Annotated in this window: 23 protein-coding genes and 1 riboswitch; of the genes, 21 read left to right on the forward strand and 2 right to left on the reverse strand. The window is 59.9% G+C overall.

The annotated features are described in order from the left end of the window. Window positions 1-45 precede the first annotated feature (45 nt). Window positions 46-263: riboswitch (cobalamin riboswitch) on the forward strand. A gap of 249 nt (window positions 264-512) precedes the next feature. The 5 genes from nrdH to GA0061103_RS05710 all read left to right on the forward strand — a co-directional run bounded on the left by nrdH (window position 513) and on the right by GA0061103_RS05710 (window position 5356). Then, window positions 513-734 carry a glutaredoxin-like protein NrdH gene (nrdH, locus tag GA0061103_RS05690; protein ID WP_092707870.1) on the forward strand — a complete coding sequence of 74 codons (222 nt, stop codon included), beginning with the start codon at window positions 513-515 and terminating at the stop codon, window positions 732-734. 11 nt (window positions 735-745) lie between these two features. Continuing rightward, window positions 746-1141, forward strand: coding sequence for a class Ib ribonucleoside-diphosphate reductase assembly flavoprotein NrdI (gene nrdI, locus GA0061103_RS05695; protein WP_092707872.1), 396 nt, complete (start codon window positions 746-748; stop codon window positions 1139-1141). Further along, window positions 1129-3339, forward strand: coding sequence for a class 1b ribonucleoside-diphosphate reductase subunit alpha (nrdE, locus tag GA0061103_RS05700; RefSeq protein ID WP_092707874.1), 2211 nt, complete (start codon window positions 1129-1131; stop codon window positions 3337-3339). Before nrdI ends, nrdE begins: the two co-directional genes overlap by 13 nt. A 20-nt stretch (window positions 3340-3359) precedes the next feature. Continuing rightward, entirely contained in the window at window positions 3360-4334 is a 975-nt protein-coding gene (nrdF, locus tag GA0061103_RS05705; protein WP_092707876.1) for a class 1b ribonucleoside-diphosphate reductase subunit beta, read from the forward strand. Between the two features lie 197 nt (window positions 4335-4531). After that, window positions 4532-5356: a glycerophosphodiester phosphodiesterase family protein gene (locus tag GA0061103_RS05710; RefSeq protein ID WP_092707878.1), complete on the forward strand. Its 825-nt coding sequence runs from the start codon at window positions 4532-4534 to the stop codon at window positions 5354-5356. A gap of 111 nt (window positions 5357-5467) precedes the next feature. On the opposite strand, the gene GA0061103_RS05715 is transcribed toward GA0061103_RS05710, so the two are convergent. Next, on the reverse strand, window positions 5468-5746 hold the full coding sequence (locus GA0061103_RS05715) for an HU family DNA-binding protein (protein ID WP_092707880.1): 279 nt from the start codon (window positions 5744-5746) through the stop codon (window positions 5468-5470). A 355-nt stretch (window positions 5747-6101) separates the two neighbouring features. Here GA0061103_RS05715 and GA0061103_RS05720 point away from each other — a divergent pair, with 355 nt between their 5' ends. From GA0061103_RS05720 to GA0061103_RS05750, 7 genes are all read left to right on the forward strand, one after another. Next, a complete protein-coding gene (locus GA0061103_RS05720) occupies window positions 6102-6323 on the forward strand; it encodes a hypothetical protein (RefSeq protein ID WP_092707882.1) in 222 nt (73 codons plus the stop codon). A 166-nt stretch (window positions 6324-6489) separates the two neighbouring features. Beyond that, window positions 6490-7488: a Tim44 domain-containing protein gene (locus GA0061103_RS05725; protein ID WP_092707884.1), complete on the forward strand. Its 999-nt coding sequence runs from the start codon at window positions 6490-6492 to the stop codon at window positions 7486-7488. A gap of 195 nt (window positions 7489-7683) precedes the next feature. Beyond that, the gene (locus GA0061103_RS05730) at window positions 7684-8508 is read left to right on the forward strand and encodes a class I fructose-bisphosphate aldolase (protein WP_092707886.1); all 825 of its coding nucleotides are present in this window, start codon (window positions 7684-7686) and stop codon (window positions 8506-8508) included. Window positions 8509-8529: 21 nt separating this feature from the next. Beyond that, the gene (locus GA0061103_RS05735) at window positions 8530-9687 is read left to right on the forward strand and encodes a Gfo/Idh/MocA family protein (protein WP_092707888.1); all 1158 of its coding nucleotides are present in this window, start codon (window positions 8530-8532) and stop codon (window positions 9685-9687) included. Then, the gene (locus tag GA0061103_RS05740) at window positions 9684-10355 is read left to right on the forward strand and encodes a D-lyxose/D-mannose family sugar isomerase (RefSeq protein WP_092707890.1); all 672 of its coding nucleotides are present in this window, start codon (window positions 9684-9686) and stop codon (window positions 10353-10355) included. Before GA0061103_RS05735 ends, GA0061103_RS05740 begins: the two co-directional genes overlap by 4 nt. Continuing rightward, on the forward strand, window positions 10355-11410 hold the full coding sequence (locus GA0061103_RS05745; protein WP_092707892.1) for a carbohydrate kinase family protein: 1056 nt from the start codon (window positions 10355-10357) through the stop codon (window positions 11408-11410). Before GA0061103_RS05740 ends, GA0061103_RS05745 begins: the two co-directional genes overlap by 1 nt. 102 nt (window positions 11411-11512) lie before the next feature. Continuing rightward, a complete protein-coding gene (locus GA0061103_RS05750; RefSeq protein ID WP_092707894.1) occupies window positions 11513-12523 on the forward strand; it encodes a zinc-dependent alcohol dehydrogenase family protein in 1011 nt (336 codons plus the stop codon). 13 nt (window positions 12524-12536) lie between these two features. On the opposite strand, the gene GA0061103_RS05755 is transcribed toward GA0061103_RS05750, so the two are convergent. Then, complete coding sequence (locus GA0061103_RS05755; RefSeq protein ID WP_092707896.1) at window positions 12537-13556, reverse strand: LacI family DNA-binding transcriptional regulator; 1020 nt, start codon at window positions 13554-13556, stop codon at window positions 12537-12539. Between the two features lie 650 nt (window positions 13557-14206). Between GA0061103_RS05755 and kdpF the strand changes: the two genes are divergently transcribed. The 9 genes from kdpF to GA0061103_RS05800 all read left to right on the forward strand — a co-directional run bounded on the left by kdpF (window position 14207) and on the right by GA0061103_RS05800 (window position 24160). Continuing rightward, window positions 14207-14296 (forward strand): K(+)-transporting ATPase subunit F, encoded by a 90-nt coding sequence (kdpF, locus tag GA0061103_RS05765; RefSeq protein ID WP_041678183.1) that lies wholly within the window; start codon window positions 14207-14209, stop codon window positions 14294-14296. A 27-nt stretch (window positions 14297-14323) separates the two neighbouring features. Further along, window positions 14324-16027, forward strand: coding sequence for a potassium-transporting ATPase subunit KdpA (gene kdpA, locus GA0061103_RS05770; RefSeq protein ID WP_092707900.1), 1704 nt, complete (start codon window positions 14324-14326; stop codon window positions 16025-16027). A gap of 12 nt (window positions 16028-16039) precedes the next feature. Beyond that, window positions 16040-16201, forward strand: a complete 162-nt coding sequence (locus tag GA0061103_RS34970) for a hypothetical protein (RefSeq protein WP_167376524.1) — start codon at window positions 16040-16042, stop codon at window positions 16199-16201. Window positions 16202-16249: 48 nt separating this feature from the next. After that, entirely contained in the window at window positions 16250-18337 is a 2088-nt protein-coding gene (gene kdpB / locus GA0061103_RS05775) for a potassium-transporting ATPase subunit KdpB (protein WP_092707902.1), read from the forward strand. Window positions 18338-18349: 12 nt separating this feature from the next. Then, complete coding sequence (locus tag GA0061103_RS05780; protein WP_092707904.1) at window positions 18350-18955, forward strand: K(+)-transporting ATPase subunit C; 606 nt, start codon at window positions 18350-18352, stop codon at window positions 18953-18955. A gap of 59 nt (window positions 18956-19014) precedes the next feature. Next, entirely contained in the window at window positions 19015-21726 is a 2712-nt protein-coding gene (locus GA0061103_RS05785; protein WP_092707906.1) for a sensor histidine kinase, read from the forward strand. Continuing rightward, window positions 21723-22415: a response regulator gene (locus GA0061103_RS05790; RefSeq protein ID WP_092707908.1), complete on the forward strand. Its 693-nt coding sequence runs from the start codon at window positions 21723-21725 to the stop codon at window positions 22413-22415. The genes GA0061103_RS05785 and GA0061103_RS05790 overlap by 4 nt, the downstream gene beginning before the upstream one ends. A gap of 99 nt (window positions 22416-22514) precedes the next feature. Then, complete coding sequence (locus GA0061103_RS05795; protein WP_092707910.1) at window positions 22515-22970, forward strand: PTS sugar transporter subunit IIA; 456 nt, start codon at window positions 22515-22517, stop codon at window positions 22968-22970. A gap of 161 nt (window positions 22971-23131) precedes the next feature. Next, a complete protein-coding gene (locus GA0061103_RS05800; protein ID WP_092707912.1) occupies window positions 23132-24160 on the forward strand; it encodes a sulfate ABC transporter substrate-binding protein in 1029 nt (342 codons plus the stop codon). The last annotated feature ends 4 nt before the right edge of the window (window positions 24161-24164 follow it).

Consider the following 24164-nt stretch of genomic DNA (forward strand, 5'->3'; position numbering starts at 1 on the left):
TGGCTTGAGGCCATCGAAGCAGTTGACGCAATTTTAACTGAAGATACTATATATAGTGTTCGAGGTTCTTCTGATTCGCAAGGATTGGAGGCTAAGACGGGAATTCGGTCGGCGAGCATGATGATCGCTAAGCCGGAGCTGCCCCCGCAACTGTGAGCGGTGAGCATTCGTTCGATGAAGTCACTGAGGCCTTGTGTCTTGGGAAGGCGAGACGAATGTTATGACCCGCGAGCCAGGAGACCTGCCTTGAGCATTGACGTCCACGGGCGGGGTGTCCGGCTGGCGAGCGATGGTCCATGCGGCATGATAGCCGGCGTCGCTTCCTCGAAGGCCCCGCTGAATAACTTCGGGGTGAAGTGCATGTTCCTGAGTATCCATAGTCGCCCGCGCGAGTGACGGCCGCTTAAATGCGTCCGGCCGCCGGCTAGGCTTGCCTCCATTTTTCACTCCGCCGAGCGGGCATCATCCGATGCCCGAGCGATTTTCCATGCCCATCCATACGAGGATATCTCATGAGCATCACCGTCTACAGCAAGCCCGCCTGCGTCCAATGCACAGCAACGACCCGCGCACTTGATCGGCAAGGCATCGACTACACCATCATCGACGTATCGACCGATGCCGCCGCCTATGAGCTGGTGCAAGGTCTCGGCTACCGCCAGGTTCCGGTTGTTGTCGCCGGCGAACTGCATTGGGCCGGCTTCCGTCCCGACATGATCAGCGCTCTCGCTTAAGGAGCCGGGCGGTGGGCGAGATCGTCTATTTCTCCAGCCGATCGGAAAATACCCATCGCTTCGTCGCCAAGCTTGCATTGCCGGCTGCTCGTATCCCGCTTGCTGCAGGAGGCGAGTTCCGCGCGACCTCGCCCTATGTGCTGATCGTCCCGACCTATTGCGGCGAGGGTGGCAAGGGTGCCGTACCTAAGCAGGTAATCCGCTTCCTCAATGATGCGGGTAACCGTTCGAACATCCGCGGGGTCATCGCCGCGGGCAACAGCAACTTCGGCGCGACCTACGGGATCGCCGGCGACATCATCTCCACCAAATGCCAGGTGCCGTATCTCTATCGGTTCGAACTTCTGGGCACGGATGAGGATGTCGCCAATGTCAGACACGGATTGGAACGATTTTGGACACGCTAAGCTCTTCTTTGTCGCGGGATGCGGGCGAAAAACCGCAGAGCACTTTTTCTCACCCCGCGAATGACCGGCCAGCCAAGGCTGCGGAACCGGCTTTGGATTATCACGCCCTCAACGCCATGCTGAACCTTTATGACGAGCAAGGGAAGATCCAGCTCGACAAGGATCGCATGGCGGCCAAGCAATACTTCCTCCAGCACGTCAACCAGAACACGGTCTTCTTCCATAACCTCAGGGAGAAGCTCGATTATCTCGTGACGGAGGGCTATTACGAGCAGGAGGTGCTGGATCAGTACTCCTTCAATTTCGTGCGCGATCTCTTCGACCACGCCTATGCGAAGAAGTTCCGCTTCCCGACCTTCCTCGGTGCCTTCAAATATTACACCAGCTACACGCTAAAAACCTTCGATGGAAAGCGTTACCTCGAGCGTTACGAAGACCGCATCTGCATGGTTGCGCTGACGTTGGCGCAGGGCAGCGAACAGATTGCCCGCGATATGGTGGACGAAATCATCGCAGGCCGCTTCCAGCCGGCAACGCCGACCTTCCTCAATGCCGGCAAGAAACAGCGCGGCGAGTTGGTCTCCTGCTTCCTGCTGCGTGTCGAAGACAATATGGAATCGATCGGCCGTGCCATCAATTCCGCGCTGCAACTCTCGAAGCGCGGCGGTGGCGTTGCCTTGTCGCTGACCAACATCCGCGAGGCGGGTGCGCCGATCAAGCACATCGAGAACCAGTCCTCCGGCATCATCCCGGTGATGAAGCTGCTTGAAGACTCCTTTTCCTACGCCAACCAGCTTGGCGCGAGGCAGGGGGCAGGCGCCGTCTACCTGAACGCTCACCATCCCGACATCATGCGCTTCCTCGATACCAAACGCGAAAATGCCGACGAGAAGATCCGCATCAAGACGCTGTCACTCGGCGTTGTCATTCCCGACATCACCTTCGAGCTCGCGAAGAACAACGAGGATATGTATCTCTTCTCACCCTACGATGTGGAACGCGTCTATGGCGTGCCGTTCACCGAGATTTCGGTCACGGAAAAGTATCGCGAAATGGTGGCCGACAGCCGTATCCGCAAGAAGAAGATCAAGGCGCGTGAATTCTTCCAGGTGATCGCCGAAATCCAGTTCGAAAGCGGCTATCCCTACATCATGTTCGAAGACACGGTGAACCGCGCCAATCCGGTTGCAGGCCGCATCACCATGAGCAATCTCTGCTCGGAAATCCTGCAGGTGAGCGAAGCCAGCGAATACAACGACGACCTGTCCTACAAGCATATGGGCAAGGACATCTCCTGCAATCTCGGTTCTCTGAATATTGCTGCCGCGATGGACAGCCCGGATTTCGGCAAGACGATCGAGATGTCGATCCGTGCGCTGACGGCCGTCTCGAACATGAGCCATATCTCCTCCGTACCCTCGATCGAGAAGGGCAATGACGAAAGCCATGCGATCGGCCTCGGCCAGATGAACCTGCACGGCTATCTCGCCCGCGAGCGCATTTTCTACGGTTCGGAAGAAGGCGTCGACTTCACCAACATCTATTTCTACACGGTGACCTACCACGCCATTCGCGCCTCGAACCTGCTTGCTGTCGAGCGCGGCCAAAGCTTCAAGGGCTTCGAGAATTCGAAATACGCTTCCGGTGAATATTTCGACAAATACACGAACCAGGAATGGAAGCCGGCGACCAAGCGCGTCGCGGAAATCTTCGAAACCGCCGGCATTGCCGTCCCGACGCAGGAAGATTGGCTCGCGTTGAAAAGAGCTGTCATGGAGGGCGGGCTCTATAACCAGAACCTGCAGGCCGTGCCGCCGACCGGATCGATTTCCTACATCAACCACTCGACCTCTTCGATCCATCCGATTGTCTCCAAGATCGAGATCCGCAAGGAAGGCAAGATCGGTCGCGTCTATTATCCGGCGGCCTTCATGACCAACGACAATCTCGATTACTATCAGGATGCTTACGAGATCGGGCCGGAAAAGATCATCGACACCTATGCTGCGGCCACCCAGCATGTCGACCAGGGCCTGTCGCTGACGCTGTTCTTCCGCGATACCGCAACCACGCGCGATATCAACAAGGCGCAGATCTATGCCTGGAAGAAGGGCATCAAGACCATCTACTACATCCGGCTCCGCCAGATGGCGCTCGAAGGCACGCAGGTTCAGGGCTGCGTTTCCTGCACGCTCTGAACCTTTGAGGAACGATGAAAATGAACATGCAATTCAAGCCGGCAAGCCGCGTTCGCGCCATCAACTGGAACCGCATCGAGGACGACAAGGATCTCGAGGTCTGGAACCGCCTGACGGGCAATTTCTGGCTACCGGAAAAGGTGCCGCTCTCCAACGACATTCAGTCCTGGGCGACGCTGAAGCCGGAGGAGCAGCAGCTCACCATCCGCGTCTTCACCGGCCTGACGCTGCTCGACACGATCCAGAACGGTGTCGGCGCGGTCAAGCTGATGGCCGATACCGCCACTCAGCATGAAGAGGCGGTGCTGTCGAACATCTCGTTCATGGAGGCCGTGCATGCACGCTCTTACTCGTCGATCTTTTCGACGCTCTGCCTGACACCCGACGTCGATGACGCCTATCGCTGGTCGGAGGAAAACGAGTTTCTGCAGAAGAAGTCTGCGCTGATCATGGAGCAATATTCTTCGGGCGATCCCTTGAAGAAGAAGGTCGCGAGCGTCTTCCTCGAAAGCTTCCTGTTCTATTCGGGCTTTTATCTGCCGATGTTCTGGTCGAGCCGCGCCAAGCTCACCAACACGGCCGACATGATCCGCCTCATCATCCGCGATGAAGCCGTGCATGGCTACTACATCGGCTACAAGTTCCAGCGCGGGCTCGAGCGGCTTTCGGACGGGCAGCGCCAGGCGATCAAGGACTTCGCCTTCGATCTTCTGCTGGAGCTTTATGACAACGAAGCCAAGTACACCGAAGCGCTCTATGACGGCGTCGGCTTGACGGAAGACGTCAAGAAGTTCCTCCACTACAACGCCAACAAGGCATTGATGAACCTCGGCTATGAAGCGCTTTTCCCCGCCGAAGCCTGCAAGGTCAATCCGGCCATCCTCTCGGCCCTGTCGCCGAATGCGGATGAGAACCACGATTTTTTCTCAGGCTCCGGCTCGTCCTATGTCATTGGCAAGGCGGTTGCGACTGAAGACGAGGACTGGAATTTCTGAGATTGCATCTCCCGCCGCCTGGATAATTTATCCATCATTTCCAATCGCAGCCATTCGGCTGCGATCGCTGTTCTAGGATGTTGGCGGCAGCGATCGGCATCGCGCTTTGCAGATCTGTCAAAATCCCATGATACGCGCCGCTGAAGACGTGCGGTTCTGGGCGATTCGCGCGTATTTCCGCGAGATGAGGACCTATCATGGACTATGCCGACTATATCGCCGATCCCTCGCGCGATTGTGCGATCGTCGTTCATCGCGGGATCTGGCGCGCTGCGCCGGAAAACAGCCTGCTTGCGATCGAGCGGGCAATTTCAGCCGGCTACGATGTGGTCGAGATCGATGTGCGATGCAGCAGCGATGGCGAGTTCTTTCTTCTGCATGACGATACGCTCGATCGAACGGCTGGCCTCGCCCGAGAGGCGGAGGGGTTGACGCTGCAGCAATTGTCGAGCCTGAACCTGCGCGATCGCGATGGCGGCGAGACGAACCGGATGACCGATGAAAAGCTGCCGAGCCTGAAGGACGTCTTCGATCTCACGCGCGGCCGCATTTTCCTGCATCTCGATGTCAAGCGCAGAGACAAGATCCCCGGCGTGATCGCCTGCGCCCGGGCGATGGGCGTCGATCGGCAGGTCGATTTCTGGAGCGATCTGAAAACCTCGGACGATCTCGCCTGGATCCGGAACAACGTGTCGCCGGAGATGGTTCTCCTCATGGCGAAGACACGCCTCGGTTCTGTGGATGCCGAGAGCCAGCTTGATCTTCTGCGTCAGCTCAACCCGCTGCTCTGTGAAATCTCCTTCGACAGTCTTGACCAGCTCGCGGCCCGCAAGGCGCTTTTTGCGGATGCGGGTATGCGCCTGTGGGTCAATACCCTCGATTCCGTTTCCTGCGCCGGCTTCACGGATACTGCCGCCCTGCAGGACCCTGCGGCGATTTGGGGCAGGCTTATCGATGCCGGCGTCTCCGCCATCCAAACGGACGAGGCTGAGGCGCTGAGGGCCTATCTGAAGACGCGTTAACCAGCCCTTCGATGCGATCAGCCAGCGGTGTTCGCCTTCGTTTGAAAACGCAAACGGCCGGCCCCAACGGATAGAGCCGGCCATTGAACCATCGGAGCTTAACGATCCGGATTACTTGTTGAGCGCATCCTTCAGCGCCTTGGCGGGCGTGAAGGCGAGCTTCTTCGATGCGGCAACCTTGATGGTTGCGCCCGTTCCCGGATTGCGTGCTTCGCGTGCCGGCGTATCCTTGACTTTGAACTTGCCAAAGCCCGGGATCGAGGTTTCGGCGCCGGCTGTTGCGGCTCCGGTAATGGCTGCAAAGACGGCTTCGACAATCGCCTTGCTCTGGACTTTGGTAAGCTTGTGGTCTGCAGCGATCTTGTCTGCAATTTCATTGGTGGTGGTCATGAGGCTTCCCCCGCATTGATGACGCTGGAATCATTTCCATTGCCGATGTCCATTGTCACCTGGAGTCCGGGCCGGAAAGGGCGAGAATGCCTGTATTTCCACAGGTTCCGACGCATCGGGGCCATTTCGAACGCTTTCCGCAAGCGATTTTCCGGTCAAAGGGCTTGGCCGAGCGGCCGATAGGAGAGTGGTCAGTGCTATCGGTAGACGCCTGCGAATCTGCTGATAGAGCCGGAATCGGAGCTCCGATACCCTCTTCGCCATCCGGATACGAGCGGTAACGGAGTCATTCAAACTGGCCTTTCGCCTGACAGGTCTATAGAGGCTTGGCTGTGATAGATGAATGGGACGGACAATGGAACACGAGATCAAGATAGACAACCGCGGCGATTTCGGGCTTTGGGCCATCGAGGTCGCAAAGCAGATCATCAGCGATGAGGGCTTTGAACTGGCGAGAGCCGCACGGGACGGTACGGACGATGATGTCCGCGCCGCCGGTAATGCACTTGGCCAGGCGATCACCAATGCGATGATGCAAGTCTATGATGGTTTGATCGAGGGAGCGGATGAAGATTAGGATCGTCTTCGAAGGCTGTAGCCCATCATCCGCATGCTCGCGCGGCCGGCTTGCTCTGGATTGAAATCTGAAACTTGCACCAACTTAAAATCGCAGCCTTACAATCACGAACAGGCATCCCCATATAGGGGCGGGTTAGTCTTTCTGCCCTATGACAGGAGAGCAAATGTTCAGTGCAGTACCGCGTTTTGCCAAGATCGCAGCCATCGTCGTCCTTGCCGCCGCTTCGTCTTTAGCGACCTTTGACGCTGCCGATGCGCGTCGGGCTGGATCCAGCGGCTTCGGAAGCCGCGGGACGCGCACCTTCGATGCTCCGGCTGTAACGAGGACGGCACCTACGCAGGCGGCCCCGATCGATCGGTCGATGACGCAGCGACCGCAGCAGCAGACAACGACCCAGCCGCCGCTCGGCGCACCACAGCGTCCGGGCCTTTTCGGCGGCTTCGGTGGATCGATGATCGGCGGCCTGATCGCTGGCGGTCTGCTCGGCATGATGCTTGGTCATGGTTTCGGCGGCGGTGTCGGTTTCCTCGGCATGCTGCTGCAGATCGGCCTGATCGTGCTGCTCATCAGCTTTGCCATGCGGTTCTTCGCAAACCGTCAGCGTACGCAGTATGCGGCACCCGGATCTGGCTCGTCCTACAATATGAACGCCATGAACAACGCGGGTGCTTCGCCGCGTCCTTCCTTCTCCATCCCGTCCATCGGCGGTGGAGCGACGGCTGCGCCGACGGCGCGTCAAGCCAATGACGAGATCGGGTTGCAGCAGGCCGATCTCGATCGCTTCGAGCACCTCCTGACGGAAATCCAGTCGGCCTATGGCAAGGAAGACTACGCCACGCTGCGCCGGCTGACCACGCCGGAGGCGATGTCCTACCTCGCCGAAGAGCTTGGGGAAAATGCCACCAGCGGCGTGCGCAACAGCGTTTCCGACGTCCGTTTGCTGCAAGGCGATATCGCCGAGGCCTGGCGCGAGGACAATGCCGAATATGCGACGCTTGCCATGCGCTATTCGAGCATCGACGCGATGGTCGATCGCGCGACCGGGAAACTCGTCGACGGCGATGATCGCAACCCTTCGGAAACGACAGAACTCTGGACCTTCGTGCGCAAGCCGGGCTCCGACTGGACGCTTTCCGCGATCCAGGGAACGGATCTGCACTGATCTGCGCGGCTTCCGCAGAGAGCCGCCTCACGAGGGATCGGAGGCGGCTGGTTCTATCCAGAAACTGATTGTTCTCATCCTTTAAACCTGAAGAAGTCGAGCGGGTGTCGAAGACGACGCGGCATCCGCCTTGACTCGCCAAATCTGTCCTCTAATGTGCCGATGTGGAAACGTTACCACATCGGGAGGAAATAGATGAAATCCGCGCGGCTCAACCGCCTGTTCGGCGTGTCCGGAAATTGCTTCGACGTCGCCGTCGATCATGGCATGTTCAATGAACGGACCTTTCTTGCCGGTATCGAGGATATGCGGACAGCGATCAACGTGATTGCCGATGCTGCGCCCGATGCCATCCAGCTTCCGCCGGGCACTGCGCCCATTCTGCAGGCAATTCCCGGCAAACATCGTCCGGCCTTGGTGCTGCGGACGGATATCGCCAATATCTACGGCAATCCGCTGCCCTCGGCGCTGTTTTCCGAAATGATCGACAGGGGCGTGGAGCAGGCGGTGGCGCTCGATGCTGCCTGCGTCGTCGTCAATCTGCTGATGTTGCCGGATGAGCCGGAAGTTTATCGCGCCTGCGTGCGCAACGTGAATAGCCTGAAGCGTGAATGTGAGATTTACGGCATGCCGTTGATGGTCGAGCCGTTGGTCATGCAGGATAATTCCAAGGGCGCCTATATGGTCGATGGCGCGATCGACAAGATCCTGCCGCTGGTGCGCCAGGCCGCCGAACTCGGCGCTGACATCATCAAGGCCGACCCCTGCGACAATGTTCAGGAATACCACCGCGTCATCGAGATCGCGCAAGGGCTTCCCGTGCTCGTTCGCGGTGGCGGCCGCGTCTCGGATCAGGAAATCCTTTCACGTACGAAACAGTTGATGGAGCAGGGCGCTCGCGGCATCGTCTATGGTCGCAACGTCATTCAGCACAGCAATCCGGCGGGCATGACGCGTGCACTGATGGCGATCGTCCATGACGAGGCTTCCGTCGGAGACGCCTCGCGGCATCTTGCCTGACGCATCCTGGGAGGAGGAGACATGAAGAAGGTATTCCGCTTCGGCGTGATCGGCTGCGGCTTGATGGGGCGCGAATTCGCAAGCGCTGCGGCGCGCTGGCTGCATCTTGCCGACACGAGGGCACGGCCGGAAATCGTTGCCGCCTGCGACACCAATCCGGCACTTCTCGACTGGTTCAAAGATAATGTGCCATCGGTCAGGCAGTTCACCGGCGACTACAAGGAGCTGCTGGCCAACCCAGATGTCGACGCCGTTTATTGCGCCGTGCCGCATGTGCTGCATCAGCAATTCTATATCGATATCCTGAAGGCGGGAAAACATCTGCTCGGCGAAAAGCCGTTCGGCATGGATGCGGCACAGAACCGCGAGATCATGGCGGTGCTTGCCGAAAACCCCAAACTTCTGGTTCGCTGCTCGTCGGAAATGCCGTTCTTCCCGGGAGCGCAGAAGGTCATCTCGCTCGCCGAAAGCGGCGAGATGGGCGATATTCTCGAAGTCGAAGCCGGCTTCCTGCATTCCTCCGACATCGACAGGCAAAAGCCGATCAACTGGAAGCGCATGGCTGAGATCAATGGCGACTATGGCTGCATGGGGGATCTCGGCATGCATGTGCTGCACGTGCCCTTGCGGCTCGGCTGGCGCCCGCAAACCCTGCATGCGCAGCTGGTCAAGAGGATCACCGAGCGTCCGGACGGCAAGGGCGGCATGGTGCCATGCACGACCTGGGACAATGCGACGATCAGCACCCGGGTCAGCGCTGGCGATCAGGATTTTCCGATGGTGCTGAAGACCTGGCGCATTGCGCCGGGCGAGGCCAATACCTGGTATATTCGTATCCTCGGTATGAAGAAGAGCGCCTCCTTCACCACCAAGTCGCCGCGGCAGTGGCAGTGGATGGACTATAATGGCGGAGCGCAAGCCTGGAGCACCGAAGATCTGGGATATGGTTCGCTCTTCCCGGCGATAACAGGCAAGATCTTCGAATTCGGCTTCGCCGATGCCATTCAGCAAATGTGGGCGGCCTTCGTCGATGAATTGGCAGGTGGAAACGCCAACGGTTTTACCTGCGCCACGCCGGAAGAAGCGCAGGCTCATCACGCGGTACTGACGGCGGCGCTGAAATCCGGCCGCGAGAATATCGTCGTACCGGTCGATTATGAAGGAGCGACCGCCCGATGAAGCGCTCCGAAATCAACGAAGCGCTGCGGCGCGCAAGCAAAACCCTGGACCATTGGCGCTGGTCGCTGCCCGAATGGGGTTATTGGACCGCGGCGGACTTCGCCGCCAACCCGGAAGCGGCGCGATATCTACGCACCCATCAGCTGGGATGGGATGTCACGGACTTCGGCTCCGGCCGCTTTGCCGAATGCGGCCTTGTGCTGTTTTGCCTGCGCAACGGCATCGTCGGTGTCGAAGGCGAGCGCACCTATGCCGAAAAGCTGCTTTTCGTCGAGGAAGGGCAGGTCACGCCGACCCATCGCCATCAAGCAAAGATGGAGGACATCATCAACAGGGCCGGCGGCGATCTCGTCATCGAATTCGCCGCGACCGACGCTGAAGGCAATGTGCTGCAGGATGACGTGACCGTTCCGGTGGATGGCTTGCCGAAAACACTTGCCGCATGGGAGCCGCTGGTTCTTTCCCCTGGCCAGAGTGTGACGATCCACACCGGGCTCTATCATCGCTTCTACGGCCGCAAGGGCAGCGGTCCGGTCTTCGTCGGCGAAGTCAGTCAGGTCAACGACGACAACAGCGATAACTACTTTCTGGAGCCGATCGGGCGCTTCGCCGCGATCGAGGAGGATGAGCCGCCTCTCAGGCCCCTATGGAACGAGGCAGGTGGCTGATGCGGACCGGGGAGGAGGTTCGCGACAGCGAAAAGAAGGACAAGGGAGGCATCGTCTGTGCGGGAAACTTCATCGTCGACCGTGTCCATACGCTGTCCTACTGGCCCGAGCAGGGTGATCTTGCCTATATCCAGCATCAGGATGTGGGTGTTGGCGGCGGGGCCGCCAATGTTGTCACCGATCTCGCCTCGCTCGGCTTTCCCGCAAAGCTCGCAGCGGCAGGCTGCATCGGCACGGATATCGATGGCGGGATCGTCAAGACGCGGCTTCAAAATGCCGGCATCGATGTCAGCGGTTTGCGGGAGCTTTCCGATCGCGCGACGGCGCATACGCATGTCATGAATGTGCCGGGACAGAACCGCACGTTCTTCTATCACGGCGGTGCCAATGATGCGGTGACGGACGCGCTGGTTTCGCCTGCCGTCTTTGCAGATACCGGTTACCGGCTGTTCTACCTCGGCTATCTGATGCTTTTGCCTGGTCTCGACGGGATCGATACGGAGGGGCGGTCGGGGGCATCTCGACTGTTGGAAGCCGCACGCGACGCTGGCCTGACCACCTGCGTCGATTTCGTCTCCAGCGAGGATCCGGAGTTTGCGGCCAAGGTCGGCGCGGCGCTGCCATATTGCGATTTCCTTATCATCAATGAGATCGAGGCAGGGCGGGCAACCGGCGTGACCGTACGGGACACGGAAGGGGAGCTGAACGAGGCCGCACTTCTGACGGCTGGCGAACGGTTGCTGGCGGCAGGCGTCGCAAAGGGTGCAATCATTCACGCCCCGGAAATCTGCTTCTGGTTTGCGCCGGGCGCAAAGCCGATTATCTCACGCTCTCGGCCGGTCGAGCCGGCCGATATCGTCAGCACTGTCGGCGCGGGCGATGCTTTCTGCGCCGCTGTGCTTTACGGTCTGCATGAGGATTGGCCTGTCGAGCGCATCTGCGTTGTTGCGCATGCCGCCGCCGCCCGTTGCCTTGGAGGAGCGACTGCGACGGATGGCATCCCCGACATGGCGGTACTTCTGGAGGATGTGAAGAGGACGCATGCCTGTGCTTAGCGCTGGCTGCAGAGCGGCTACCGCCTATCATCGGATGTTCTGGTGTCGATGAGAGCGGCGCGATAGCATCAAGGAATTGAACCCTATGCTTGGAGGAGGCGAATGAGGGCAGTCCGTTTGGAAGCGATCGGCGATATGACCATGCGCATGGTCGAGAAGCCGAGCGCTGGGCCGGGAGAGATCATCGTCCGGGTTCTTGCCGCCGGTATCTGCGGGTCCGACCGGCACATGTATAAGGGCGAGTATCCGACGGCGATCCCGGTGACCTTGGGTCACGAATTTTGCGGTCTCGTGGAAGAGGTGGGCGAGGGTGTTTCGTCGTTCGTTGGCGGAGAACTCGTGACGGTCGACCCGAACATCGCTTGCGGTACATGCCCTGCCTGCAGACGCGGGCGGCCGAATCTATGCGCCAATCTGAAAGCCATCGGCGTGACGCGCGATGGCGGCTTTGCTGATTATGTTGCGGTTCCCTGCGGCCAGGCGTTCGCGCTGCCTCCGGATCTCGATCCCGTCCATGGTGCCTTTTGCGAGCCACTGGCCTGCTGCATCCATGCCATCGACAAGGCACAAATCCGTCCGGGTGACAGCGTCGCCATATTGGGTGGTGGCGTCATCGGCCTTCTCATGGTGCAATTGGCCCGCCTCGCAGGCGCCGACCAGATCATCCTGATCACGAGGCAGCTATCGCGACGGGAGGCAGCTTTGCGCCTGGGTGCGACACAGGCCCTCGATCCGACGGCGACCGATGCTGTTGCCGCCGTCCGGGATACGACCGGCGGCGGCGTGGATGTCGTCATAGAATGCGCCGGCGTTCCCGAAACGCTGCAGACCGGCGTTCGGATGGCGCGGCGCGGTGGTGCTTTCATATTGTTCGGCGTGACGCCGGCCGGTCTGGAAGTGCCCATGCTGCCATTCGATCTGCTCGTCAATGAGGTCGAGATCAGACCGGCCTATCTCAATCCCTTCACCCACGCTCGCGCCGCTGCCATGGTGGCAAGCGGGATTCTGGAACTGGATTCGCTTGTTACGAAGACGATCGGCCTTGAAGATGTTGCGGGCGTGGTTGGCAGCGCGCCGCTGGCCGGCGAAATCAAGGTCATAGTCCGACCCTGAGCACTGCTTGCATTTATGGGCGAACGGGGCCGGTAGAGTCGCGCCGGATCAAGGTGACAGACACTTTGATAAGGGTGTCCATCCACGGCTTGCCATCGACCTGGTCTTCATCGATCAGGGCCTCCAGTCGCCGGACTGCCTGCTGGCCGACGCCGCGGATCGGTTGGGCGATGGTCGTCAGCCGCGGAAAGACATAAGCCGCCTCCGGCAGATCGTCGAAACCGATCACCGAATAGTCGCGAGGCACGGAAAAGCCGTGATCCTGGACGGCATGGATCGTAGCAATCGCCGATATGTCGGTCGTGCCGATGATACCAGTCATTTCAGGCTGAGAGGCGACCAATTGCTTTGCGAGCGGATAGGCGGCGGTGAAACTATGCTCCTCTGCCATGGAGATGGCAGCGGGTGAGATGCCACGCTCGGCCATTTCCTCTTTGATGCCGCGAAGCCGAAGCTGGACCGGTTGACTATGGGCAGGGGCGCCGACAATGCCGATTGCGCGATGACCCAGTTCGATCAGATGACGGGCCATCAGACGCCCACCTTCCTCATGGTCGGCCATGACGGCGTTATCAGCGATGCCTGGAAGCTCGCGGTCGATGGCGACGATCGGGATATGGGCCTCGCGCAGCGCTTCGAAATGCTCCGTGCTGCCGAAGGCGCTTGCGACGATGACGCCATCGACGCGTTGCGACAGCAGCATGGAAATATAGCGCGCTTCGTGTTCGATGTTTTCGGCGGTGCTGCAGATCAAGGTCTGATAGCCGCGCTGGAACAATTCCTGCTCGATTGCGTGGGCAAGGATGCCGAAGAAGGGTACATCGATCGACGGCAGCATCAACCCTATCATCCGGCTCGGCGCGCCGCGCAGCATGCGGGCGCCTTTGCTCGGTGTGTAGTTGAGCGTGCGGATGGCAGCTTCCACGCGCTCCCGGAGTTCCGGAGAGGCGTAGCCGCTGTTGTTCAGTACGCGCGAGACCGACGAGACCGATGTTCCCGCAAGTTTGGCGATATGTCTGATGCTGGTCGTCACTTGCTCGCGTTTCTTTGGCTTGCGGTCGAATCGTCGGGAGCGAGACTGTCGGAGTGCAGGCCAACTCGTCCCCGGACTTAATCACCGGCAGAATGCTGCATCAAGCGCCATACATGCTGTCTTAATATCTCGCGGTGCCAATCTCAGCTACGTTAGGCTTTTCGCATATGCTATGATGCAATCATGGAGGGTGGTTGATATCATTGAGCCAGCTTAAGCACATGGTGCGGGTAATTCAAGAAATTCAATGAAATAGCGGCTACATACCTACGGAATATGCCTGATTTTTCGAACGAGTTCGGCAACGCAGGCAGGTATCGGGGGCGCGTATGAGCATACGCGCAGACCGTCATCATCCGCCCCGGCATTTATAAGATTTTTATATCTTCCGCTTTTCCGCCGTCTCGAACCTTAATGCGGTTCGGTCGCATATTGCGTCTGGAAGATGCACCCCAAGTGATCTTCCTGGTCGGCAGGAAAAAGAGGCGCTCCGAGCAAGGGCGCTCTCCATCATTTCTGCATTCAACAATAACAATCAAGGACTCGCGATCGATGATGGACATTCTTCTTGTCGGGATCGGCGTTTTATTCTTCCTCCTCTGTGTCGCCTATACCAAGGCCTGCGACAGCCTCTAGTCGGAGAGACGGCAATGCTTCTCGATTACATTCTCGGTGGCGGCGTGACGATCTTTCTCACCGTCTACCTGGTCTACGCTCTTATTCGCCCCGAGCGCTTCTGATAGCGCTGGATAGGGAAAGTTACCTCCATGACCTTCAACGGATGGCTTCAGATCCTCATTTACATCGGGATCCTTCTCCTGCTCGTCAAACCGCTCGGCGGTTACATGACACGCGTCTTTACCGGCGAGCGCACCTTCCTTTCCTTCATCCTCCGTCCTGTGGAACGGGGGCTTTATCGTTTGGCCGGCACGGATGAGCGCGAAGAGCAGCACTGGACGACCTATTCGGTTTCCATGTTGCTGTTCAGCCTTGCTGGCTTCATCGTTCTTTACGCACTGCAGCGACTGCAAGGCAGCTTGCCGTATAATCCGGCCGCCATGACTGCAGTCGGCCCGGAATTGTCTTTCAACACGGCAACGAGCTTCGTCACCAATACCAATTGGCAGAATTACGGCGGCGAAAGCACGATGTCCTACCTCGTGCAGATGGCCGGCCTGACGGTGCAGAACTTCGTTTCCGCGGCAACCGGCATCGCCATCGCCATTGCGCTGATCCGTGCTTTCGCACGTGCCTCCGGCAAGGCGATCGGCAATTTCTGGGTCGATATGGTCCGCGCGACGCTCTACGTCCTTCTGCCGATCTGCATCGTGCTGACGATTGCTTTCGTCTATCTCGGTGTGCCGCAGACGCTCGGTCCCTATGTCAATGCCACCACCCTCGAAGGTGCGCAGCAGACGATCGCCGTCGGCCCCGTAGCTTCGCAGCTTGCCATCAAGATGCTCGGCACGAATGGCGGCGGCTTCTTCAATGCCAACTCGGCGCATCCATTCGAAAACCCCGATGCCATCTCCAACCTCCTGCAGATGCTGGCGATCTTCGCCATCGGTGCGGCGCTTACCAACGTCTTCGGCCGCATGGTCGGCAGCCAGCGGCAGGGCTGGGCGATCCTGGCAGCGATGGGCACGCTGTTCATCGCCGGCGTGATCGTCACCTACTGGGCTGAAGCGGCAGGCAATCCGCTTGTTCATGCGCTCGGCATCCAGGGCGGCAATATGGAAGGCAAGGAAGTCCGCTTCGGCATTGTTGCCTCCTCGCTCTTCGCCGTCATCACCACGGCCGCATCGTGCGGCGCGGTCAACGGCATGCTCGACAGCTTCACCGCGATCGGCGGCCTGATCCCCCTCATCAACCTGCAGCTCGGCGAAGTCATCGTCGGCGGCGTCGGCGCCGGTTTCTACGGCATCCTGATGTTCGTCATCATCGCCATCTTCGTTGCGGGCCTGATGGTCGGGCGCACGCCGGAGTATCTCGGCAAGAAGATCGAGGCCAAGGAAGTGAAGATGGCAATGCTTGCCGTGCTTTGCCTGCCTGCCGGCATGCTGATCTTCACGGCAATCTCCGTGGTATTGCCCTCCGCCGTTGCCTCGATCGCCAATGCCGGCCCGCATGGCTTCTCTGAAATCCTGTATGCCTACAGCTCGGCGGCGGCAAACAACGGCTCGGCCTTCGGTGGCCTGTCCGGCAATACCCCCTGGTACAATATCACGCTCGGTATCGTCATGTTGATCGGCCGTTTCCTGGTCATCGTTCCGGCACTGGCGATTGCCGGCTCGCTGATCACCAAGAAGACTGTTCCTGCCTCGGCTGGCACCTTCCCGACGGATGGCCCGCTCTTCGTCGGTCTGCTGGTCGGCACGATCCTGATTGTCGGCGGCCTGACCTTCTTCCCGGCGCTGGCGCTTGGACCGATCGTCGAACATCTGTCGATGATCGCAGGCCAGACCTTTTAAGGAATGACGGCCATGAGCCAACCGCTTCTAGGCAAGCTTAGAAAAGTCATCGATCCACGCCCCTTCGACAGGGGGCGTGGCCCGGCCGGAATAACCTGCGCTTCCGACGCCATTTTGCTGGCGATGGTTGCCCTGTTCCTCGGCCTTGTCGTCTTCGGATTATTAATCGGCTGATCGGCTGCGTTCCGATCTGACGTTTTCCTCTTCACGCTGGAGCCTCTTATGAGCCAGTTAAAATCAGCGAGTATTCTGGATTCTCGCATCCTCGTTCCGGCGATCGGCGCTTCGTTCAAGAAGCTGAACCCGCGCACCCTCGCCAAGAACCCAGTCATGTTCGTAGTCGCCGTCGTTTCGATGCTGACGACTGTCCTCTTCCTGCGCGACCTCGTCACCGGCGGCGGCAATCTCGCCTTCTCGCTGCAGATCAATATCTGGCTTTGGTTCACGGTGTTGTTTGCCAATTTCGCCGAGGCTGTTGCCGAAGGCCGCGGCAAGGCGCAGGCGGATTCGCTGCGCAAGTCGCGCACCGAAACCCAGGCAAAGCTGCTCGTCGGTAACAGCCGCACGGATTACAAGATGGTGCCCGGCACCAGCCTCAAGGTCGGCGATGTCGTTCTGGTCGAAGCCGGCGACATCATCCCGTCGGACGGTGAAGTCATAGAAGGTGTCGCTTCGGTCAATGAGGCTGCGATCACCGGCGAATCCGCGCCTGTCATCCGTGAATCTGGCGGCGACCGCTCGGCCGTGACAGGCGGCACCCAGGTTCTGTCGGACGAGATCCGCGTGCGCATCACGGCGGCAGCCGGCTCAACCTTCATCGACCGCATGATCGCGCTGGTCGAAGGCGCCGAGCGGCAGAAGACGCCGAACGAAATCGCCCTCAACATCCTGCTGGCCGGCATGACGCTGATCTTTGTGCTCGCGACCGTGACGATCCCGAGCTTTGCCGCCTATGCCGGCGGCTCGATCCAGACGGTCGTGCTCGTTGCCCTCTTCGTGACGCTGATCCCCACCACCATCGGCGCTCTGCTGTCTGCAATCGGTATTGCCGGCATGGACCGCCTGGTGCGCTTCAACGTGCTCGCCATGTCCGGCCGCGCCGTCGAGGCCGCCGGCGATGTCGACACGCTGCTTCTCGACAAGACCGGTACGATCACCCTCGGCAACCGCCAGGCGACCGCTTTCCGTCCGGTCCGGGGGATCAGCGAGCAGGATCTCGCCGATGCCGCGCAGCTCGCCTCGCTTGCCGACGAAACGCCCGAGGGACGCTCGATCGTCGTGCTCGCCAAGGAGAAATATGCGATCCGTGGCCGCGACATGACAAGCCTGAAGGCAACCTTCGTGCCCTTCACGGCGCAGACCCGCATGAGCGGTGTCGATCTCGAAGGTTCTTCGATCCGCAAGGGTGCCGTCGACGCGGTGCTTGCCTATGTCGAAGGTGCCGCCAATGGCGCACATGAAGGCACTGCCGTCATATCCCGCACCTCGAGCGAAACGCTGCGCGAGCTGCAGTCGATCGCTGACGAGATCGCCAAGGCCGGCGGCACACCGCTTGCGGTTGCCCGTGATGGACGTCTGCTTGGCGTCATCCATCTCAAGGACATCATCAAGGGCGGCATTCGCGAGCGCTTCGCAGAGTTGCGCCGCATGGGCATCCGCACGGTCATGATCACGGGTGACAACCCGCTGACGGCCGCAGCCATTGCGGCCGAGGCCGGCGTCGACGACTTCCTTGCCCAGGCGACGCCTGAGATGAAGCTGGCGCTGATGCGTGAGGAGCAGTCCAAGGGCAAACTGGTCGCCATGTGCGGCGACGGCACGAACGATGCGCCGGCGCTCGCCCAGGCCGATGTCGGCGTGGCCATGAACACTGGGACGGTCGCCGCCCGCGAGGCCGGCAACATGGTCGACCTCGACAGCGACCCGACGAAGCTGATCGAGATCGTCGAGATCGGCAAGCAGCTGCTGATGACGCGCGGTGCGCTGACCACCTTCTCCATCGCGAACGATATCGCCAAGTATTTCGCCATCATCCCGGCCATGTTCATCGCCTTCTATCCGCAGCTGAAGATGCTGAACATCATGGGGCTGGCAACGCCGCAAAGCGCCATTCTCTCAGCGATCGTCTTCAACGCGCTCATCATCGTCGCGCTGATCCCGCTGTCGTTGAAGGGGGTCCGCTATCGCCCGATCGGTGCTGGTGCGCTCCTCAGCCGCAACCTGCTGATCTATGGCCTCGGCGGCATCATCGTTCCCTTCATCGGCATCAAGGCCATCGACATGGCGATTACTGCCATCGGCCTCGCCTAAGGAGTTTCTCTCATGTTGAAACAAATCAGACCCGCCATCGTCATGATCGTTGCCACGACCGTTCTGACCGGCCTTGCCTATCCGCTTGCCATGACGGGTGTCGCCCAGGCGCTCTTCCCCCACCAGGCCAATGGCAGCCTGGTGGAGAAGGACGGCAAGGTGATCGGCTCTACGCTCATCGGCCAGAATTTCACGGCGGACAAGTATTTTCACGGCCGCCCGTCGGCCACGACTGGCACCGACCCGAACGACCCGACTAAATCGGTTTCCGCACCCTATAATGCCGCCAATTCCGGTGGTTCCAATCTCGGTCCGACCAATTCGAGCCTGATCACGCGTATCAAGGGGGATGCGGCGACATTGCAGGCGCAGAACCCGAATACGCCGGTTCCGATCGATCTGCTCACCACATCGGGCAGCGGTCTCGACCCAGACATCTCGCCCGAAGCCGCCTATTTCCAGGTGCCGCGCGTCGCCAAGGCGCGCAACATGGATGAGGCCAAGGTCAAGTCGCTCGTCGAGGAAGCCATAGAGCCGCGGGAGCTCGGTATTTTCGGCGAACCTGTGGTCAATGTGCTGGCATTGAACCGGGCGCTCGATGCTTCTATGACTCAATAAGTTGAAGAGGTTGAGACGGTTAGCGCCGTCTCAACCTTATCAGGAAAGACGACCAGCGAATGGCAGACGATAGCCGCGATATGCTGAGCAGGCCTTCTCCCGATGCGCTTCTCGAAAAGGCGCGGGCCGAGACACGCGGGCGGCTGAAGATATTCCTGGGAGCGGCACCGGGCGTCGGCAAGACTTATGAGATGCTGATGTCCGGCAGGGCGAAGATCGCCGACGGTGTCGATGTCGTCGTCGGCGTCGTCGAGACCCATGGCCGTCGGGAGACGCAGGCCCTGCTTGAAGGGTTCGAGATCGTTCCGCGCGTCAATGTCGATTACAAGGGCAGGGCGCTCGAAGAGATGGATCTCGATGCCATCCTGAAGCGCCGTCCCGAACTGGTGCTGGTCGACGAGCTTGCTCACACCAACGCGCATGGCAGCCGGCATCCGAAACGCTATCTCGATGTCAAGGAGCTGCTCGAACGCGGGATCGACGTCTATACGACGCTGAATATCCAGCATGTCGAAAGCCTGAATGACGTCGTCTCGCAGATTACCCGCATCCGTGTGCGCGAGACGGTGCCGGATTCCATCATCGACATGGCCGATGATGTCGAGATCATCGATCTGACGCCTGATGATCTCATCAAGCGCCTGCATGACGGCAAGGTCTATGTCTCGAAGACGGCCGAGCGGGCACTGACCAACTATTTTACCCCCGGCAACCTGACGGCACTGCGCGAGCTGGCGCTGCGGCGTACGGCGCAGCGGGTCGACGACCAGCTCCTGACCCATATGCAGGCGCATGCGATCCAGGGGCCGTGGGCTGCCGGCGAGCGCGTGCTCGTTTCCATCGATCATCACCCGCGTTCGGCCGCGCTTGTCCGCTATGCTGCGCGCATGGCGTCGCGCCTGCGCGCGCCCTGGGCCGCCGTCTATGTCGAGACCAACCGCTCGATCAGTCTGACGGAGGCGCAGCGCGACACGATTGCCGCAACGCTCCGGCTTGCCGAGCAGCTTGGCGGCGAGGCCATCACCCTTCCGGGTCGCGAGGTTGCGGAGGAACTGCTTCGTCATTCGGCGAGCAACAACGTGACCCATATCGTCATCGGTTCGCCGAAAATCGGCTCCTGGCGCGATTGGTCTCGTCGTTCGGTTTCCTATGATCTCATCCGCAAGGCCGGAGATATCAGCGTCCATGTCATTTCCGGTAGCGAAGCGGATGGCGAGGCTGCGAGGCGTGGTGTCAAAGTGGCGCCTTCGCCGCCGCCCTTCCAGCTTCGCGGCTATGTTCTGGCAACACTCTATGTTGCCATCGCGCTCGGCTTCTGCGTCATCCTCGACCAGGTTCTGGATGTGCGAAATCTGGCGCTCGTCTTCCTGATGGCGGTTTTGGCCAGTGCGGTGACACAAGGGCTGCGCCCGGCACTTTATTCCTGCATTCTCGGCGCGCTCGCCTTCAATTTCTTCTTCCTGCCGCCGCGCTATACGTTGACGATCAGCGATCCCGAAAGTGTGCTTGCCTTCTTCTTCTTCCTCGGCGTCGCGGTCATTGCGAGTAACCTGACGGCGACGGTGCAGCGGCAGGCGGCGGCCGCGCGGCAGCGAGCGAGAACAACCGAGGATCTCTATCTTTTCTCCAAGAAGCTTGCCGGCACCGGTACGCTCGACGACGTATTGTGGGCAACCGCCTTTCAATTAGCCTCTATGCTGAAGCTGCGGGTCGTGTTGCTTCTGCCGGAGCATGGCACGATCGCCGTCAAGGCCGGCTATCCGCCCGATGACACGCTTGATGATGCTGATATTGCCGCCGCCCGCTGGGCCTGGGAGCACAATCATGCGGCCGGCCGCGGCGCCGATACGCTACCGGGCGCCAAGCGTCTCTACGTTCCCTTGCGCACCGGCCGTACCGCCGTCGGCGTGATCGGCCTCGATAACGACCGTCGCGACGGGCCGCTTCTGACGCCGGAGCAGCAGCGGCTGCTCGATGCTCTTGCCGACCAGGCGGCACTTGCGATCGAGCGCGTGCAGCTGGTTGCCGATGTCGACCGGGCGAAACTCGCCGTCGAGGCGGACCGGCTGCGCTCGGCGCTGCTGACCTCCATCTCGCATGATCTGAAGACGCCGCTTGCGGCTATCCTCGGTGCAGCGGGAACACTGCGCGACTATCTGGAAACCCTGCCGCACGAGGATCGCGTCGATCTCCTGTCGACCGTCATCGACGAATCGGAGCGGCTCAACCGCTTCATCGCCAACCTGCTCGACATGACCAAGATCGAGTCCGGCGCGATGGAGCCGAACTATGCCCTGCATTATGGCGGCGATATCGTCGGCAGCGCGCTGCGGCGGGCGGAGAAGATCTTGGCCCATCATCGTGTCGAGGTGCAGATGCCGGTCGAACTGCCGATGGTGAAGGTCGATCCTGTCCTGTTCGAGCAGGTGCTGTTCAACCTGCTCGACAATGCCGCCAAATATGCGCCGGAAGGATCGGCTATTCGCCTCGAAGCCTGGGCAGATATAGATAACATCGTCTTCCGTGTGATGGATGAGGGGCCGGGCATTCCGCCGGCCGATCTCGAACGCGTCTTCGATACCTTCTATCGCGTGCGCAAGGGCGACCAGGTGCGCGCCGGAACCGGCCTTGGCCTTTCCATCTGCCGCGGCTTCATCGAGGCGATGGGCGGCACGATCGCCGCCGGTAACAGAACGGATCGGCAGGGGGCAGTTTTCACCATCCGCCTGCCGAAACCAACAGATGTCCCGAAGCTGGATGAACTGAAATGAACACCACTGCCGTCAAGATTCTCGTTGTCGATGATGAGCCGCCGATCCGCAAATTGCTGCGCGTGGGCCTTGGTGCTCAGGGCTACGTCGTCAACGAGGCGCAGAGTGCCGCAGCGGCCCAGGCGTCGATCGACGAAGATCAGCCCGATCTGATCGTGCTCGATCTCGGCCTGCCGGATAAATCAGGCCAGGATCTGCTGCTCGGTTGGCGCGAGGATGGGGTGCAGATCCCGGTCGTCATCCTCTCAAGCCGCACCGATGAGGCCGGCATCGTCAAGGCGCTAGAAAGCGGCGCCGACGATTATGTGACCAAGCCCTTCGGCGTCAACGAACTTGCGGCGCGCATCCGCGTGGCGCTGCGCCACCGCCTGCAGCAGCAGGGCGAAAAGGCGATTTTCCAGACCGGCGATCTTTCCATCGATCTCGTCAAGCGTATCGTCAAGGTCGACGGCAAGGAGATCAAGCTGTCGCCGAAGGAGTATGACATTCTGCGCGTGCTTGCCCAGCACGCCGGCAAGGTGCTGACGCACCAGTTCCTCCTGAAGCAGATCTGGGGGCCGGCTGCCGATGTGCAGTATCTGCGTGTCTATGTGCGTCAGCTTCGCCAGAAGATCGAGGAAATTCCGGATCAGCCGAAGTACATCACAACAGAAACGGGCGTCGGCTACCGGCTGCGCGAGCCTGATTGAGCCACGGAGATTTCGAACCCATGATCGAGGGCAATCTGGCCTCGATCATGTGGCCATGAGTGCCATTTCAGAATTTATTGCCGGACATTGAGTGCGACCATGGACCTTTCCACGATCATTCTTCCCGAACACGTCTTTGTCGGCGTCTCCGCTCCGACGAAATGGCGGGCATTGCAGATGCTGTCCTCGAAGGCGGCCAATTGCTTTGGCCTGGACGAGGCATTGGTTCTGCGCGCGCTGGAGACACGCGAAAGATTGGGCACGACCGGGATCGGCAACGGCGTTGCCGTTCCGCATGCCGCTATCTCCGGCATGACAAGGCCGCGGGGACTGATGGTACATTTTTCCCATGCTGTCGACTTCGAAGCCATCGACGACGTGCCGACGGAATGGGCCTTCGTGCTGCTGTTCGGAGAGGGTGGCCGGGGCGATTATCTGAACGTGCTTGCCGCGATTGCACGGCGTTTGCGCACGGAGGGTGTCTTAACGGCGATGCGGCAGACAAAGAGTGCCGACGAACTCTATTCCGTCTTTATGTCCGACACCATTCGGTGACGACGCGCCTATCATCCGCTTGGCGTCATTCCGGAATGTGATTTCACTTTTCCGGATTCTATGGGATGCTGTTCTCCGCAGTTACCCAAAACGGGAACTGTCTTCGTTACTTTATACGACCAAGTTGATAGGGTTTAAGGACAAACGAAGGGGGTGCATCCATGCAGACGATAAAGCTTTCTCGGCTTCTCGCCACCGCAGTTCTGATCGGCAGTTTCTCGATCGCGGCCGTCGCGCCGACTTTTGCGGCGGATAAGACGCTACTCAATGTTTCCTACGATCCGACCCGTGAATTGTATAAGGACTTCAACACGGCCTTTGCTGCCAAGTGGAAGAAGGACACCGGCGAAACCATCAATATCAAGGCTTCGCATGGCGGTTCCGGCGCGCAGGCCCGCTCGGTCATCGACGGTCTCGATGCCGATGTCGTGACGCTCGCCCTCGAAGGCGATATCGACGCGATCGCCAAGGCGACGCACAAGATCCCGGCCGACTGGAAAACCAAATTCCCGAACAATTCCGTTCCCTATACCTCGACCATCGTCTTCCTGGTGCGCAAGGGCAATCCCAAGGGCATCAAGGACTGGCCTGACCTGATCAAGGACGGCGTCGAAGTCATCACGCCGAACCCGAAGACCTCGGGTGGTGCCCGCTGGAACATCCTCGCAGCCTGGGCTTGGGCCAAGCAGGCCAATGGCGGCGACGATGCCAAGGCGCAGGAATACCTGACCCAGCTTCTGAAGCATGTGCCGGTTCTCGATACCGGTGCGCGCGGCGCAACGACGACCTTCGTTCAGCGCGGCCTCGGCGACGTTCTGCTCGCCTGGGAAAACGAAGCTTATCTCTCGCTCGATGAGCTCGGTCCCGATAAGTTCGAAGTCGTGACCCCGTCCTTCTCGATCCGTGCGGATCCGCCGGTTGCCGTCGTCGATGGCAATGTCGACACCAAGGGTACGCGCAAGGTCGCAGAAGCCTATTTGAATTATCTCTACTCGGATGAAGGCCAGAAGATTGCGGCCAAGCATTACTACCGGCCGATCAAGCCGGAAGTGGCCGATCCCAAGGATATCGCCCGCTTCCCCAGCCTGAAACTCGCAACCATTGACGATTTCGGCGGTTGGTCTCAAGCTCAGCCGAAGTTCTTCAACGATGGTGGCATCTTCGATCAGGTCTACAAGCCGGGGCAATAAGACT

Origin of the sequence: Martinezella multihospitum, assembly GCF_900094585.1 — a bacterium.
In the GTDB taxonomy this organism is placed as follows: Bacteria; Pseudomonadota; Alphaproteobacteria; order Rhizobiales; family Rhizobiaceae; genus Rhizobium; species Rhizobium multihospitium.